The sequence below is a fragment of the Streptomyces cinnabarinus genome (assembly GCF_027270315.1).
In the GTDB taxonomy this organism is placed as follows: domain Bacteria; phylum Actinomycetota; class Actinomycetes; order Streptomycetales; family Streptomycetaceae; genus Streptomyces; species Streptomyces cinnabarinus.
In genome coordinates this window covers 4,523,313-4,537,153 of record NZ_CP114413.1, presented here as the reverse complement: position 1 = coordinate 4,537,153, position 13,841 = coordinate 4,523,313, and the positions used below count along the sequence as shown (strand labels likewise).

The following is a 13,841-nucleotide window of genomic DNA, read 5'->3' as shown; positions in this document are numbered from 1 at the left end:
TGCCCCTGATGCCGGTGTGACGGAGGAGGTCGGGTCCGACCTGTACGCAGCGGGGCCGAATCCTCATAAGGTGAGAAGCATTGGAAAGCCGGTGGTGACGACGGACCGCCGGTGGTCGCGAGGAGGACTGCGGTGAGCGAGACGAGCCCCAAGCTGCGCGCCGAGCTGGAGGGTATCCCCACCTACAAGCCGGGCAAGCCCGCCGCGGCCGGCGGCCCGGTCGCCTACAAGCTGTCCTCCAACGAGAACCCCTATCCGCCGCTGCCCGGGGTGATGGAGAGCGTGACGGCCGCGGCGGCCGGCTTCAACCGCTACCCGGACATGGCGTGCACGGGCCTGATGAACGAGCTCTCCGACCGCTTCGGCGTCCCGCTCTCCCATCTGGCCACCGGCACCGGCTCGGTCGGCGTCGCCCAGCAGCTGCTCCAGGCCACCTCGGGCCCCGGCGACGAGGTCATCTACGCCTGGCGGTCGTTCGAGGCGTACCCGATCATCACGCAGATCAGCGGCGCGACCTCGGTACGGGTGCCGCTGACCTCCGGTGATGTGCACGACCTGGACGCCATGGCCGACGCCATCACCGACCGGACCCGGCTGATCTTCGTCTGCAACCCCAACAACCCCACCGGTACGGTCGTGAAGCGGCCCGAGCTGGAGCGGTTCCTGGACCGGGTGCCCGGGGATGTGCTGGTGGTGCTGGACGAGGCTTACCGCGAGTTCATCCGCGACCCCGAGGTGCCGGACGGCGTGGAGATCTACCGGGACCGGCCGAACGTCTGCGTGCTGCGCACCTTCTCCAAGGCGTACGGCCTCGCCGGGCTGCGGGTCGGCTTCGCCATCGCCCATGAGCCGGTCGCGGCGGCGCTGCGCAAGACCGCGGTGCCCTTCGGCGTGAGCCAGCTCGCGCAGGACGCGGCCGTGGCCTCGCTGCGGGCGGAGGACGAACTGCTGGGCCGGGTCGGCTCGCTGGTCGGGGAGCGCCGGCGCGTGGTCGACACGCTGCGGGCCCAGGGCTGGACGGTGCCCGAGACCCAGGCCAACTTCGTGTGGCTGCGGCTGGGGGAGCGTACGGTCGACTTCGCGGCCGCCTGTGAGCAGCACGGCGTGGTGGTCCGACCGTTCGCGGGCGAGGGTGTGCGGGTGACGATCGGGGAGACCGAGGCGAACGACATCCTCCTGAAGGTGACGGAGGGGTTCCGCAAGGAGCTGTAGTGACCGCTGTCGCGTTTGCGCCGTTCAGCGGCGACTCAGGGGGGTTCCTGGAGGTAATGGGGACCCCCCTTCGCCTGTCGAAAACAGGTGCGGCATACTAGCTTGTGAATGTGAACGCTTTCACAAGCGCTCTCTGAATGTGTGTTCCACAAGCCTGTGAGGTAAGGAGCGGCGACGTGGATCTTGCTCTGGCGCCGGAGACTCTGGCGCGATGGCAGTTCGGCATCACCACCGTCTACCACTTCCTGTTCGTCCCCCTGACGATCTCGCTCGCCGCCCTCACGGCGGGGCTGCAGACCGCCTGGGTGCGCACGGAGAAGGAGAAGTACCTCAGGGCCACCAAGTTCTGGGGCAAGCTCTTCCTGATCAACATCGCGATGGGCGTGGTCACCGGGATCGTGCAGGAGTTCCAGTTCGGCATGAACTGGTCCGACTACTCGCGCTTCGTCGGTGACGTCTTCGGCGCACCGCTCGCCTTCGAGGCCCTGATCGCGTTCTTCTTCGAGTCCACCTTCATCGGTCTGTGGATCTTCGGCTGGGACAAGCTGCCGAAGAAGATCCACCTCGCCTGTATGTGGCTGGTGTCGATCGGCACGATCCTGTCGGCCTACTTCATCCTCGCGGCCAACTCATGGATGCAGCACCCGGTCGGCTACAAGATCAACGAGGCGAAGGGCCGGGCCGAACTCACCGACTTCTGGCTGGTCCTGACCCAGAACACCGCGCTGGCCCAGGCCTTCCACACGCTCTCCGCCGCCTTCCTCACCGGTGGCGCCTTCATGGTCGGCATCTCCGCCTTCCATCTGCTGCGCAAGAAGCACATCCGCGAGATGAAGACCTCGCTCCGGCTCGGCCTGGTCACGGTCGCCGTCGGCGGTCTGCTCACCGCGGTCAGCGGTGACGTCCTCGGCAAGATCATGTACGAGCAGCAGCCGATGAAGATGGCCGCCGCCGAGGCCCTGTGGGACGGCGAGGCGCCCGCGCCCTTCTCGATCTTCGCCTATGGCGACGTCGACGAGGGCCACAACAAGGTCGCCATAGAGATCCCCGGCCTGCTGTCCTTCCTGGCCAAGGACGACTTCAGCTCGTACGTCCCCGGCATCAACGACGTCCAGAAGGCTGAGGAGGAGCGGTTCGGGCCCGGCGACTACCGGCCCAACATCCCGGTCGCCTACTGGGGTTTCCGCTGGATGATCGGCTTCGGCATGACGTCCTTCGCCATCGGCCTGGCCGGACTCTGGATGACCCGCAAGAAGTTCCTGCTGCCGCAACACCTGCGGGTCGGTGACGACGAGGTGCCGCATCTGGCGCTGCTCCCGCGGAAGGCGCTCGGCCCGAAGCTCACCAAGTGGTACTGGCGCATCGCGATCTGGACCCTGGCCTTCCCGCTGCTCGCCAACTCCTGGGGCTGGATCTTCACCGAGATGGGCCGCCAGCCCTGGGTCGTCTACGGCGTGCTCAAGACCCGCGACGCGGTCTCCCCCGGTGTCTCCACGGGCGAGGTCCTCACCTCGATGATCGTCTTCACCGCGCTCTACGCCATCCTCGCCGTGATCGAGGTCAAGCTGCTCGTGAAGTACATCAAGGCCGGCCCGCCCGAGCTCACCGAGGCCGACCTCAACCCGCCCACGAAGATCGGCGGCGACTCCCGTGACGCCGACAAGCCGATGGCCTTCTCCTACTAGGCCGAGGGAGCTGCACAGTCATGGAACTGCACGACGTCTGGTTCGTCCTGATCGCCGTCCTGTGGACCGGCTACTTCTTCCTGGAGGGCTTCGACTTCGGGGTCGGCATCCTCACCCGGCTGCTGGCCCGGGACCGCACCGAGAAGCGGGTGCTGATCAACACCATCGGCCCCGTCTGGGACGGCAACGAGGTGTGGCTGCTCACCGCGGGCGGCGCGACCTTCGCCGCCTTCCCCGAGTGGTACGCCACCCTCTTCTCCGGGTTCTATCTGCCCCTGCTGGTCATCCTGGTCTCCCTGATCGTCCGGGGCGTGGCCTTCGAGTACCGGGCCAAGCGGCCGGAGGAGAAGTGGCAGCGCAACTGGGAGACCGCGATCTTCTGGTCCTCGCTGATCCCGGCGTTCCTGTGGGGCGTGGCCTTCGGCAACATCGTGCGCGGCGTGAAGATCGACCAGGACTTCGAGTACGTCGGCAACGTCTGGGATCTGCTCAACCCGTACGCCCTGCTCGGCGGTCTTGTGACGCTGACGCTGTTCACCTTCCACGGTGCGGTGTTCGTGGCGCTCAAGACCGTCGGGGACATCCGGGAGCGGGCGCGGAAGCGGGCGCTTCAGGTCGGTCTGGCCGCGGCCGTGCTCGCCCTGGTCTTCCTGCTGTGGACGCAGATCGAGAACGGCGACGGTGGAAGCCTGGTCGCGCTGGTGGTGGCCGTGGCCGCGCTGGTGGCGGCGCTGGTGGCCAATCAGGCCGGGCGTGAGGGCTGGTCGTTCGCGCTGTCCGGCGTCACCATCGTGGCCGCCGTGGCGATGCTGTTCCTGACGCTCTTCCCGAACGTCATGCCGTCCTCGCTGAACGACGAGTGGAGCCTGACGGTCACCAACGCCTCGTCCAGCCCGTACACCCTGAAGATCATGACCTGGTGCGCGGGGATCGCCACGCCGATCGTCCTGCTGTACCAGAGCTGGACCTACTGGGTGTTCCGCAAGCGCATCGGTACCCAGCACATCGCCGCCGATATCGCTCACTGAGGTGTGTTTCACGTGAAACCAATCGATCCACGGCTGCTGCGCTACGCCCGGGCCACCCGGATGTTCCTGGTGGCCGTGGTCGGCCTGGGCGTGGTGGGGGCGCTGCTGGTCGTCGCCCAGGCGATGCTCATCGCCGAGGTGGTCGTCGGCGCCTTCCAGCACGGGCTGTCGGTGGGCGGACTCACCACTCCCCTGCTGCTGTTGGCGGCGGTCGCGGTCGGCCGGGCGGTGGTGGCCTGGCTCACCGAGCTGGCCGCCCACCGGGCGAGCGCGGCGGTCAAGTCGGAGCTGCGGGGGCGGTTGCTGGAGCGTGCCGCCGCGCTGGGACCGGGGTGGCTAGGCGGACAGCGGACGGGGTCGCTGGTGGCGCTGGCGACCCGCGGGGTCGATGCCCTGGACGACTACTTCTCGCGCTATCTGCCGCAGCTCGGGCTCGCCGTGGTGGTGCCGGTGGCGGTGCTCGCGCGGATCGTCACCGAGGACTGGGTCTCGGCGGCCATCATCCTCGGGACGCTCCCCCTGATCCCGGTCTTCATGATGCTGATCGGCTGGGCCACGCAGTCCCGGATGGACCGTCAGTGGCGGCTGCTGTCCCGGCTGTCCGGGCACTTCCTGGACGTCGTGGCGGGCCTGCCGACGCTGAAGGTGTTCGGCCGGGCCAAGGCACAGGCCGAGTCGATCCGGCGGATCACCGGTGAGTACCGGCAGGCGACGATGCGGACGCTGCGCATCGCCTTCCTGTCCTCCTTCGCGCTGGAGCTGCTGGCCACGATCTCCGTCGCCCTGGTCGCCGTGACGATCGGCATGCGGCTCGTGCACGGCGAGATGGACCTGTACGTCGGTCTGGTCATCCTGGTGCTGGCGCCCGAGGCGTATCTGCCGCTGCGGCAGGTGGGTGCCCAGTACCACGCGGCGGCGGAGGGCCTGGCGGCGGCCGAGGAGATCTTCGCGGTGCTGGAGACGCCGGTACCGGCCTCCGGGAGCGCGGAGGTCCCTGAGGCCGGTTCCCTGGCCTTCGAAGGCGTCACCGTCCGCTACCCCGGCCGGTCCGGGGACGCCGTTTCCGACGTGTCCTTCGTCGTCGAGGCCGGGGAGACCGTGGCGCTCGTCGGTCCGAGCGGGGCGGGCAAGTCGACGCTGCTGAACGTGTTGCTGGGATTTGTGCGGCCGGTCGAGGGGCGGGTGCGGATCGGCGGCGCCGACCTCACCGAACTGGACCTGGAGAAGTGGCGGTCGCGCATCGCGTGGGTGCCGCAGCGGCCGCATCTGTTCGCGGGGACGATCACCGAGAACGTCCGCCTGGCCCGCCCCGACGCCGACGACAGTGCCGTGGCGCGGGCGTTGGAGGACGCCGGGGCGCTGGAGTTCGTGGCCGCGCTGCCGCAGGGTGCCGACACGGCGCTCGGCGAGGACGGTGCCGGGCTCTCCGCCGGGCAGCGGCAACGGCTGGCCCTCGCCCGGGCGTTCCTCGCCGACCGGCCGGTGCTGCTGCTCGACGAGCCGACGGCCGCGCTGGACGGGGAGACCGAGGCGGAGGTCGTGGCGGCGGTGCGGCGGCTGGCGGTCGGGCGGACGGTCCTGCTGGTGGTACACCGGCCGGCGCTGCTGGGGGTGGCCGACCGTGTGGTCCGGCTGACCGAGCCGGTTCTCCCTACCTACCCGCTCCTTCCAAGGGAGGAGTCCCTTGAACCTTCGGGGCGTGAGGCGGTGCCGGTTGAGGGGGATGCGCAGGGGTTTGCTGCCGGGGATCTCGTAGAGCGGGCAGGGAGGGGCCGCGGCGCCCTCGCCCGGGTTCGGGCCATGTCCGGTGCCCGTCGTGGCAGGCTCGCCCTTGCGTTGCTGCTCGCCAGTCTCGCTCTCGGCAGTGCCGTCGGGCTGATGGCCACCTCCGGGTGGCTCATCTCGCGGGCCTCGCAACAGCCGCCCGTGCTCTACCTGATGGTGGCTGTGACGGCGACGCGGGCCTTCGGTATCGGGCGGGCCGTCTTCCGGTACGGCGAGCGGCTGGTCTCGCACGACGCCGTGCTGCGGATGCTCGCCGACACCCGGGTCGCCGTCTACCGGCGGCTGGAGCGGCTGGCGCCCGCCGGGCTGCGTACCGCCCGCCGCGGCGACCTGCTCTCGCGGCTCGTCGCCGATGTGGACGCCCTCCAGGACTACTGGCTGCGCTGGCTGCTGCCCGCCGGAGCAGCGGCCGCCGTGTCCGCGGTGTCCGTCGGTTTCACGGCCTGGCTGCTGCCCGAGGCGGGCGCGGTGCTCGCCGTCGGACTGCTGGCGGCCGGTGCCGGAGTCCCGCTCGTCACCGGTGCCGTGGCCCGCCGTGCCGAGCGCCGGCTGGCCCCCGCCCGGGGCGTACTGGCGACCCGCGTGACCGATCTGCTCACCGGAACCGCCGAACTGACCGTCGCGGGCGCCCTGCCCGCCCGTACCGCCGAGGCGCGGCGGGCCGACGGGACGCTCACCCGGATCGCCTCGCGCGCCGCCACCGCCACCGCGCTCGGCGACGGACTCACCGCGCTGCTGTCCGGCCTGACCGTCACCGCCACCGCCCTGGTGGGCGCCCAGGGCGTCGCCGACGGGCGGTTGAGCGGGGTCGCCATGGCCGTCGTCGTCCTCACCCCGCTGGCCGCCTTCGAGGCGGTCCTCGGGCTGCCGCTCGCCGTGCAGTACCGCCAGCGGGTGCGCAGAAGCGCCGAGCGGGTGTACGAGGTGCTGGACGCCCCCGAGCCCGTGCGCGAGCCGGAGCGGCCCCGGCAGGCGCCCGCCTCGCCCTTCCCGGTCGTCCTCAAGGACCTCACGGCCCGGCACGCCGGTCAGGACCGGGACGCGCTCGCCGGGCTCGATCTGACCCTGCGGGAGGGCCGCCGGATCGCCGTGGTCGGGCCGTCCGGCTCGGGCAAGACGACCCTGGCCCAGGTGCTGCTGCGGTTCCTGGACGCACGGGCGGGCGCGTACACGCTCGGCGGTGTCGACGCCCACGCTGTGGACGGGGACGACGTACGGCGGCTGGTGGGGCTGTGCGCACAGGACGCGCACCTCTTCGACAGCTCGGTGCGCGAGAACCTGCTGCTCGCGAAGAAGGACGCCACCGAGGACGAGCTGCGGGACGCACTGCGGCGGGCGCGGCTGCTGGAGTGGGCCGACGGGCTGCCCGAGGGTCTGGACACCCTGGTCGGCGAGCACGGGGCCCGGCTCTCCGGTGGCCAGCGGCAACGGCTGGCGCTGGCGCGGGCCCTGCTCGCCGACTTCCCCGTGCTGGTGCTCGACGAGCCCGCCGAGCATCTCGACCTGCCCACCGCCGACGCGCTCACCGCCGATCTGCTGGCGGCCACCGAGGGCCGTACGACCCTGCTCATCACCCACCGGCTGGCCGGTCTCGACGCCGTGGACGAGGTCGTCGTCCTCGACCGGGGCCGGGTGGCGCAGCGCGGCTCCTACGCGGAATTGGCGGCGGTGGAGGGGCCGTTGCGGGCGATGGTGGCACGGGAGGAGCAGGCGGACCTGTTGGTGTCGGCGCAGGCGCCGAGCTGACGGCCCAGCCCCCCGTCCGGCTCAACCGTTCCCCCAGCCGTACGACTTGAACAGGACCCCGAACCCCCGCGCGGGCCAGGATCGCTGACATGCGCTCATCTCGCCGTCATCCGCTGCTCGTCCCGGCGCTGCTGTGCGCGTTCGCCGTGCTCGCCGCCCGCCCCACCGAAGCCTCCGACACGGGCGGCGACTCCGGGCTCGGCGCCGAGGTGGCGCGGCTGTACGCGGACGCGGCCGTCGCGACCCGGCAGTACGAGGCCGGACGCCGGGAGGCGGACGCCCAGCGGGCGCGGGCCCAGCGGTTCGAGGCGCTGCTGGACCAACGCCGGGCGGAGATCGCCGTACTGCACGAGGACCTCGGCCGGATCGCGCGCGCCCAGTACCGTGACGGCGGCGGGATGCCGGTCACCGCGCAGATCATCCTCGCTCGCAGCCCCGATGAGCTGATGCGTGGTCAGCATGTCTTCTCCCGCACCAACCTGGCCGTCAACAACGCCATCGACAAGAGCCGCCGGGCCGAGGCGCGGCTCGCCGCCGACCAGGAGAAGGCCTCGACGGCCTGGCGGGACCTGGACCGGCGGAACACCGAACTCGCCGTGCTGAAAAAGGACATCGAGGAGAAGCTGGAGGAGGCCCGCGCGCGGCTCCAGGGCCGCGCGGACGCCTCGGTGGCGGCCGGCTCGTGCCGGGGCGCGGTACGTCTCGACCAGCCGGAGACCCACTTCGCCACCCGCTGGGTCGCACCGGTGGAGACGTACGAACTGTCCGCGTCCTACGGCAGCGGCGGGGAGCGCTGGGCGCGCCGGCACACCGGGCAGGACTTCGCGGTGCCGATCGGCACGCCGGTGCGCGCGGTCGGCGAGGGCCGGGTGGTGCGGGTGTCCTGCGGTGGCCCCTTCGGCATCGAGATCGTGCTGGAGCACGCGGGCGGCTACTACACGCAGTACGCCCATCTCGCCGCCGTCGCCGTCGACCAGGGGGAGCGGGTGAGCACCGGGCAGTGGGTCGGGCAGTCCGGGACCACCGGCAACTCCACCGGCCCGCATCTGCACTTCGAGGTCCGGGTCACCCCGGAGTCCGGCTCGGCGGTGGACCCGTCGTCCTGGCTCGCGGCGCGTGAGGTGAACCTGGGCTAGCTAGCCCCGCCCCGCCAGCAGTTGCTCGATCACGACCGCCACCCCGTCCTCGTTGTTGGCTACCGTCCGCCCCGAGGCCGCGGCGATCACGTCCGGGTGGGCGTTGCCCATCGCGTACGACTGTCCGGCCCAGGTGAGCATCTCGACGTCGTTCGGCATGTCGCCGAAGGCCACGACCTCCTCGTGCGAGATCCCGCGCTCGGCACAGCACAGCGCGAGCGTGCTGGCCTTGGAGACACCGGGGCCGCTGATCTCCAGCAGGGCGCTGGGGCTGGACCGGGTGACGTTGGCGCGGTCGCCGATGGCCAGCCGGGCCAGGGTGAGGAAGGCGTCCGGGTCGAGGTCGGGGTGGTAGGCGAGGATCTTGAGCACCGGCTCGTCGGCGTGCGGGGCGTCCTCGGCGAGCAGCCGCTCGGCGGGGGCCAGGCTGTCCGGGATCTCCATGTGCAGCTTCGGATACTCCGGCTCCTGGTGGAAGCCGTAGGTCTGCTCGATCGCGTAGACCGTGCCGGGCGCCGCGTCCCGCAGGTGCCGTACGGCGTCCAGGGCGTTCGCGCGGGCCAGCTCGCGCACCATCACGAACCGGTGGGCGCCGGGGCCGCCGTGCAGGTCGACCACGGCGGCGCCGTTTCCGCAGATCGCCAGGCCGTGGCCGTGGACATGGTCGCTGACGACGTCCATCCAGCGGGCGGGCCGGCCGGTCACGAAGAAGACCTCGATGCCCGCCTCCTCGGCGGCGGCGAGGGCCGCGACCGTGCGGGGGGAGACCGACTTGTCGTCCCGCAGCAGCGTGCCGTCGAGATCGGTGGCGATCAGCCGGGGCGGGAGGGCGGCGGCCGGGGTCTCGTGCTGTCGAGTCGCTGAGGTCACCGCGCCATTGTCCCGCATATGCCCGCACGCCCGTGCGGGAGTGTGCACATCTGAGGACCTAGGGTCCTCACCTGCGTCTCGGCTCACTTGAGCTGCGCCGATGCCTCCATGGCGATCTGCTCGAAGATCTTCTCGTCCGTGGCGAAGTCGGAGTCCGGGATCGGCCAGTGGATCACGATCTCGGTGAAGCCCAGCTCGCGGTGGCGGCCCGCGAAGTCCACGAACGCGTCGAGGGACCGCAGCGGACGGGCCCGGTCGGGGGTGAATCCGGTGAGCAGGATCTTGTCCATCGCGGTCATGTCCCGGCCGATCGCGGCGCAGGCGTCGGCCAGCTTCTCGATCTGTCCGCGAATGGCTTGAACCGACTGTTCAGGAGTGCCGTTCTCGTACAGCTTGGGGTCGCCGGTGGTCACCCAGGCCTGTCCGTGACGGGCGGCGAGCCGCAGTCCGCGCGTGCCGGTCGCGGCGACCGCGAAGGGCAGCCGGGGCCGCTGGACGCAGCCGGGGATGTTGCGGGCCTCGTGGGCGGAGTAGAAGTCGCCCTCGTAGGAGACGGCGTCCTCGGTGAGGAGGCGGTCCAGGAGCGGGACGAACTCGGCGAGCCGGTCGGCGCGCTCACGCGGGGTCCAGGGCTCCTGGCCGAGGGCGGTGGCGTCGAAGCCGGTGCCGCCGGCGCCGATGCCGAGGGTGATCCGGCCGCCGGAGACGTCGTCCAGGGAGATCAGTTCCTTGGCGAGGGTCACCGGGTGCCGGAAGTTGGGCGAGGTCACCAGGGTGCCGAGCCGGAGGTGGTCGGTGACGGCCGCGGCGGCGGTCAGGGTGGGCACGGCGCCGAACCACGGGCCGTCCCGGAAGCTGCGCCAGGACAGGTGGTCGTAGGTGTAGGCGGTGTGGAACCCGAGCTGCTCCGCCCGCTGCCAGGCCTCACGGCTCCCCTCGTGCCAGCGGCGGTACGGGAGGATCACGGTGCTCAGACGCAGACTCATGATTCGAGCGTATGCGGCCGAATGGGTTTCACGTGAAACGGTCACTGTGTGCCGTGGCGTGGCTCCGGAAAGCGCAGGTACTCGGGTGGCACGGCCTGGGTCAGCCAGACGCCGTTCGCGCTGACGTGGAAGACATGCCCGTCGCGGTGCATCGCTGCGGCGTCGACGGAGAGGACGACCGGGCGGCCCCGGCGGGCGCCCACCCGGGTGGCGGTCTCCCGGTCGGCCGACAGATGGACGTCATGGCGGTTCATCGGCCGCAGGCCCTCCGCGCGGATCGCGTCCAGGTAGCGGGCCACCGTGCCGTGGTAGAGGTACGGCGGCGGGGTCGCCGGGGGAAGTCCCAGCTCGACCTCGATGCTGTGGCCCTGGCTGGCCCGGATGCGGGTGCCGTCGATGGCGAAGCGGCGCTTGTCGTTGGTGGCGACCACGTGGTCCAGTTCTTGCCTGGTGAACCGGAAGCCGTGGGCCGCCGCCGCGGCGATGAGGGTGTCGATCTCCACCCAGCCGCCCTCGTCGAGGGTGAGCCCGATGCGCTCGGGCTGGTGCCGGAGGTGTTTGGAGAGGTACTTCGACACCCTCACCGTGCGGCGTTCGTCGATGGGTCTCTCGTTCATCCGCTCAGGGTGGCGGGAGAGACCCGAATCACGCGAATGATTTTGCCGACGATGTTTGGTCCACAGCCAAGTGCGGTTATCCACAGGAGAATTGGCGGTTCTGTGGACAACGAGCCGCCACTGCAAGGGGTTTCGTCAAGATCCGTTGACGCATGCGAAGTTAGCGAACTCCCTTGTCACATGGGCGGCTTGACGCGCGCGAGCCTGCGCAGCATCCCCGGCGCGAACCGCGAGAGCAGATGCGCCCCACGCGCCTCGGGAGTCACCGGAACAACCGCCTCGTTGTTGACGATTCCGCGCAGAATCGCCTCCGCGACCTTCTCCGGCGGGTAGTTGCGCATGCCGTACAGCCGGGCTGACTTCTTCTGCCGACGGGCCTCCTCCGCCGCGTCAACTCCGGCGTGACGAGCCGTCGATGTGATGTTGGTGTTCACCAGCCCGGGGCAGATCGCGGTGACTCCGATGCCCTGCTCGGCCAGTTCGGCGCGCAGGCACTCGCTCAGCATCAGCACCGCCGCCTTGCTGGTGCTGTAGGCGGGCAGCGCCCGGGTCGGCTGGAAGGCCGCCGCCGAGGCGGTGTTGACGATGTGGCCGCCCTGGCCGCGCTCGGCCATCTGCTTGCCGAACAGTCGGCACCCGTGGATCACGCCCCACAGATTGACGTCCAGGACCTTGCGCCAGTCGTCGGACGTCGTGTCCAGGAAGGAGCCCGCGAGGCCGATCCCGGCGTTGTTCACCAGGACGTCCACCACGCCGTACTCCGTGGCGACCTTGGCGGCGAGCTTCTCCATCGCCTGCTCGTCGGAGACGTCAACGGTCTCCGCCCAGGCGTCCGTTGCGCCGACCAGGCGGCTCATCTCCGCCGTACGGGCCGCCGCCTCGCCGTCCCGGTCGACGGCCACGACGCGAGCGCCCGCCTCGGCGAACGCGTACGCTGTCGCGCGGCCGATCCCGCTGCCCGCGCCGGTGATCAGGACCAACTGGCCCCCGAAACGGTCGGCATGGGGGCCGGTCGCGGACACGGGCTCCTGGCGTCCGCCCTCCACTGACGTCACGAACTCGCCGACCCAGGAGGCCAGCTGGTCCGGACGCGTCCGCGGCACCCAGTGCTTCGCCGGCAGCGTCCGCCGCGTCAACTGCGGAGCCCACAGCTCCAGTTCGTCGTAGAGCCGCTCGGAGAGGAACGCGTCGCCGAGCGGGGTGATCAGCTGCACCGGGGCGTGGGCGTAGGCGTCCGCGCGGGGACGGCGCAGCCGCGGCCGTACGTTGTCGCGGTACAGCCATGCTCCGTGCGCCGCGTCCGAAGTGAGGGACGACGTCGGGTAGTTGCCCGCCGGGACCTTCTCGAACCGGGACAGGATCCGCGGCCAGGTCCTGCCCAGCGGCCCCCGCCACGCCAGCTCCGGCAGGACCGGGGTGTGCAGCAGGTAGACGTACCAGGACTTGGCGCCCTGGCCGAGGAGTTGGCCCACCCGGCGCGGGGTCGGGCGCTTCATCCGGCGCTGGATCCAGTGGCCGAAGTGGTCCAGGGACGGCCCGGACATGGAGGTGAAGGACGCGATACGGCCCTCCGCGCGCTTGACCGTCACGAACTCCCAGGACTGCACCGAGCCCCAGTCGTGGCCCACCAGATGCACCGGACGGTCCGGGCTCACCGCGTCCGCGACGGCCAGGAAGTCGTCCGTCAGCTTCTCCAGCGTGAACCCGCCCCGCAGCGGCTGTGGTGCCGTGGACCGGCCATGGCCGCGGACGTCGTACAGCACGACATGGAAGCGGTCGGCGAGCCGGACGGCCACCTCCGACCAGACCTCCTTGCTGTCCGGGTAGCCGTGCACGAGCAGCACGGTCGGCCGGTCCGGGTCGCCCAGCTCCGCCACGCACAGCTCGACCCCACCGGTCCGCACCCAGCGCTCACGCGCGCCCCGAAGCGTCATTTCTCCTCCGCCCAGCGCCGCACGTGCGGCAGATCGTCGTCCAGCCAGAAGGCGCTCTCCGCCGGGTCCGCGGAGTCCGTGACCACCAGGATCTCCTCGAACTTCGCGCCCGTACCCCGGAATCCGAGATGCGGTTCGACCGCCCACAGCCCCGGCCGCGGCGGATGGTCGGAGAAGCGGTACGGCGACCACAGCGGGGACCAGCCCTCGCGGTGACCGTGCAGCGCGTCCGCCGCCAGGCCCTTCAGGGACTGGGTGCCGAACCCGAACAGCCGTGGCGACCAGCGGCGTTCGCGCACCCGGTCGACCTTGTGGGCGATCACGCCGAAGGGGTAGGCGCGATGCCGGTTGGCGTAGCCCTGGCGGACCATGAGCCGGTCCACGTCCTCGTAGATCTCCCGCAGCGACCGGCGCTCGCGCACCTCGGCGAGGATCAGCTCGCGGTGCGCCCGGAGGTCGTCCATCAGCTTGTCCTGGACCCGGTTCACGCCCAGCGAGCCGGAATAGCCGATGTCGGCGGTGAAGCCCTCGTACACCGGGGCCATGTCGAGGATGAACGGCATCCCCGGCTCCAGCCTGCGGTTGGTCGGGAAGAACTGGAGCGGGATCCGGAAGTCCACGAACGCCGTGCGGTCGCCGAACCAGGCGAAGGGCATGTGGAACCAGTCCCGCACCCCGCGTTCCGCCAGCCACTCGCGCTGCATCCGCGCGGCCTCACGCTCGGTGACACCCGGCTCCAGCCGCGCCGCCACCGCCTCCGCGCACTCGTAGGCGAGGCGCTGCACTCTTCGGAAACCTTGCAGCTCCGTCGAGCGTTCACTGGTCACTGCCGTAGCCATGGC

At 71.0% G+C, this 13,841-nt stretch carries 10 protein-coding genes; 5 read left to right on the top strand and 5 right to left on the bottom strand.

What is annotated here, in order from left to right; translation table 11 throughout:
- The first annotated feature begins 132 nt into the window (after window positions 1–132).
- The 5 genes from hisC to STRCI_RS20470 all read left to right on the top strand — a co-directional run bounded on the left by hisC (window position 133) and on the right by STRCI_RS20470 (window position 8,592).
- Window positions 133–1,212 carry a histidinol-phosphate transaminase gene (gene hisC / locus STRCI_RS20490; RefSeq protein ID WP_269660403.1) on the top strand — a complete coding sequence of 360 codons (1,080 nt, stop codon included), beginning with the start codon at window positions 133–135 and terminating at the stop codon, window positions 1,210–1,212.
- A gap of 176 nt (window positions 1,213–1,388) precedes the next feature.
- The gene (locus STRCI_RS20485) at window positions 1,389–2,897 is read left to right on the top strand and encodes a cytochrome ubiquinol oxidase subunit I (protein WP_269660402.1); all 1,509 of its coding nucleotides are present in this window, start codon (window positions 1,389–1,391) and stop codon (window positions 2,895–2,897) included.
- Window positions 2,898–2,917: 20 nt separating this feature from the next.
- Window positions 2,918–3,925, top strand: coding sequence for a cytochrome d ubiquinol oxidase subunit II (cydB, locus tag STRCI_RS20480; RefSeq protein WP_269660401.1), 1,008 nt, complete (start codon window positions 2,918–2,920; stop codon window positions 3,923–3,925).
- A gap of 12 nt (window positions 3,926–3,937) precedes the next feature.
- Window positions 3,938–7,456 (top strand): thiol reductant ABC exporter subunit CydD, encoded by a 3,519-nt coding sequence (gene cydD, locus STRCI_RS20475; RefSeq protein ID WP_269660400.1) that lies wholly within the window; start codon window positions 3,938–3,940, stop codon window positions 7,454–7,456.
- A gap of 89 nt (window positions 7,457–7,545) precedes the next feature.
- Window positions 7,546–8,592 carry a M23 family metallopeptidase gene (locus tag STRCI_RS20470; RefSeq protein ID WP_269660399.1) on the top strand — a complete coding sequence of 349 codons (1,047 nt, stop codon included), beginning with the start codon at window positions 7,546–7,548 and terminating at the stop codon, window positions 8,590–8,592.
- Here the strand turns inward: STRCI_RS20470 and STRCI_RS20465 are convergent, their stop codons facing one another.
- The 5 genes from STRCI_RS20465 to STRCI_RS20445 all read right to left on the bottom strand — a co-directional run bounded on the left by STRCI_RS20465 (window position 8,593) and on the right by STRCI_RS20445 (window position 13,838).
- The gene (locus tag STRCI_RS20465) at window positions 8,593–9,462 is read right to left on the bottom strand and encodes a Cof-type HAD-IIB family hydrolase (RefSeq protein ID WP_269660398.1); all 870 of its coding nucleotides are present in this window, start codon (window positions 9,460–9,462) and stop codon (window positions 8,593–8,595) included.
- 83 nt (window positions 9,463–9,545) lie between these two features.
- Window positions 9,546–10,448 carry an LLM class flavin-dependent oxidoreductase gene (locus tag STRCI_RS20460; RefSeq protein WP_269660397.1) on the bottom strand — a complete coding sequence of 301 codons (903 nt, stop codon included), beginning with the start codon at window positions 10,446–10,448 and terminating at the stop codon, window positions 9,546–9,548.
- A gap of 41 nt (window positions 10,449–10,489) precedes the next feature.
- Window positions 10,490–11,065: an RNA 2'-phosphotransferase gene (locus STRCI_RS20455; protein WP_269660396.1), complete on the bottom strand. Its 576-nt coding sequence runs from the start codon at window positions 11,063–11,065 to the stop codon at window positions 10,490–10,492.
- Between the two features lie 176 nt (window positions 11,066–11,241).
- Window positions 11,242–12,999: an SDR family oxidoreductase gene (locus STRCI_RS20450; RefSeq protein ID WP_269660395.1), complete on the bottom strand. Its 1,758-nt coding sequence runs from the start codon at window positions 12,997–12,999 to the stop codon at window positions 11,242–11,244.
- Window positions 12,996–13,838 (bottom strand): M24 family metallopeptidase, encoded by an 843-nt coding sequence (locus STRCI_RS20445; RefSeq protein WP_269660394.1) that lies wholly within the window; start codon window positions 13,836–13,838, stop codon window positions 12,996–12,998. Before STRCI_RS20445 ends, STRCI_RS20450 begins: the two co-directional genes overlap by 4 nt.
- Window positions 13,839–13,841 lie beyond the last annotated feature (3 nt).

What these genes read in the sequence shown, in the direction of transcription:
- cydB (WP_269660401.1), top strand. Translation starts at nt 2,918, where the DNA reads ATGGAACTGCACGACGTCTGGTTCGTCCTGATCGCCGTCCTGTGGACC.
- STRCI_RS20470 (WP_269660399.1), top strand. Translation starts at nt 7,546, where the DNA reads ATGCGCTCATCTCGCCGTCATCCGCTGCTCGTCCCGGCGCTGCTGTGC.
- STRCI_RS20460 (WP_269660397.1), bottom strand. Translation starts at nt 10,448, where the DNA reads ATGAGTCTGCGTCTGAGCACCGTGATCCTCCCGTACCGCCGCTGGCAC.
- STRCI_RS20455 (WP_269660396.1), bottom strand. Translation starts at nt 11,065, where the DNA reads ATGAACGAGAGACCCATCGACGAACGCCGCACGGTGAGGGTGTCGAAG.
- STRCI_RS20450 (WP_269660395.1), bottom strand. Translation starts at nt 12,999, where the DNA reads ATGACGCTTCGGGGCGCGCGTGAGCGCTGGGTGCGGACCGGTGGGGTC.
- STRCI_RS20445 (WP_269660394.1), bottom strand. Translation starts at nt 13,838, where the DNA reads ATGGCTACGGCAGTGACCAGTGAACGCTCGACGGAGCTGCAAGGTTTC.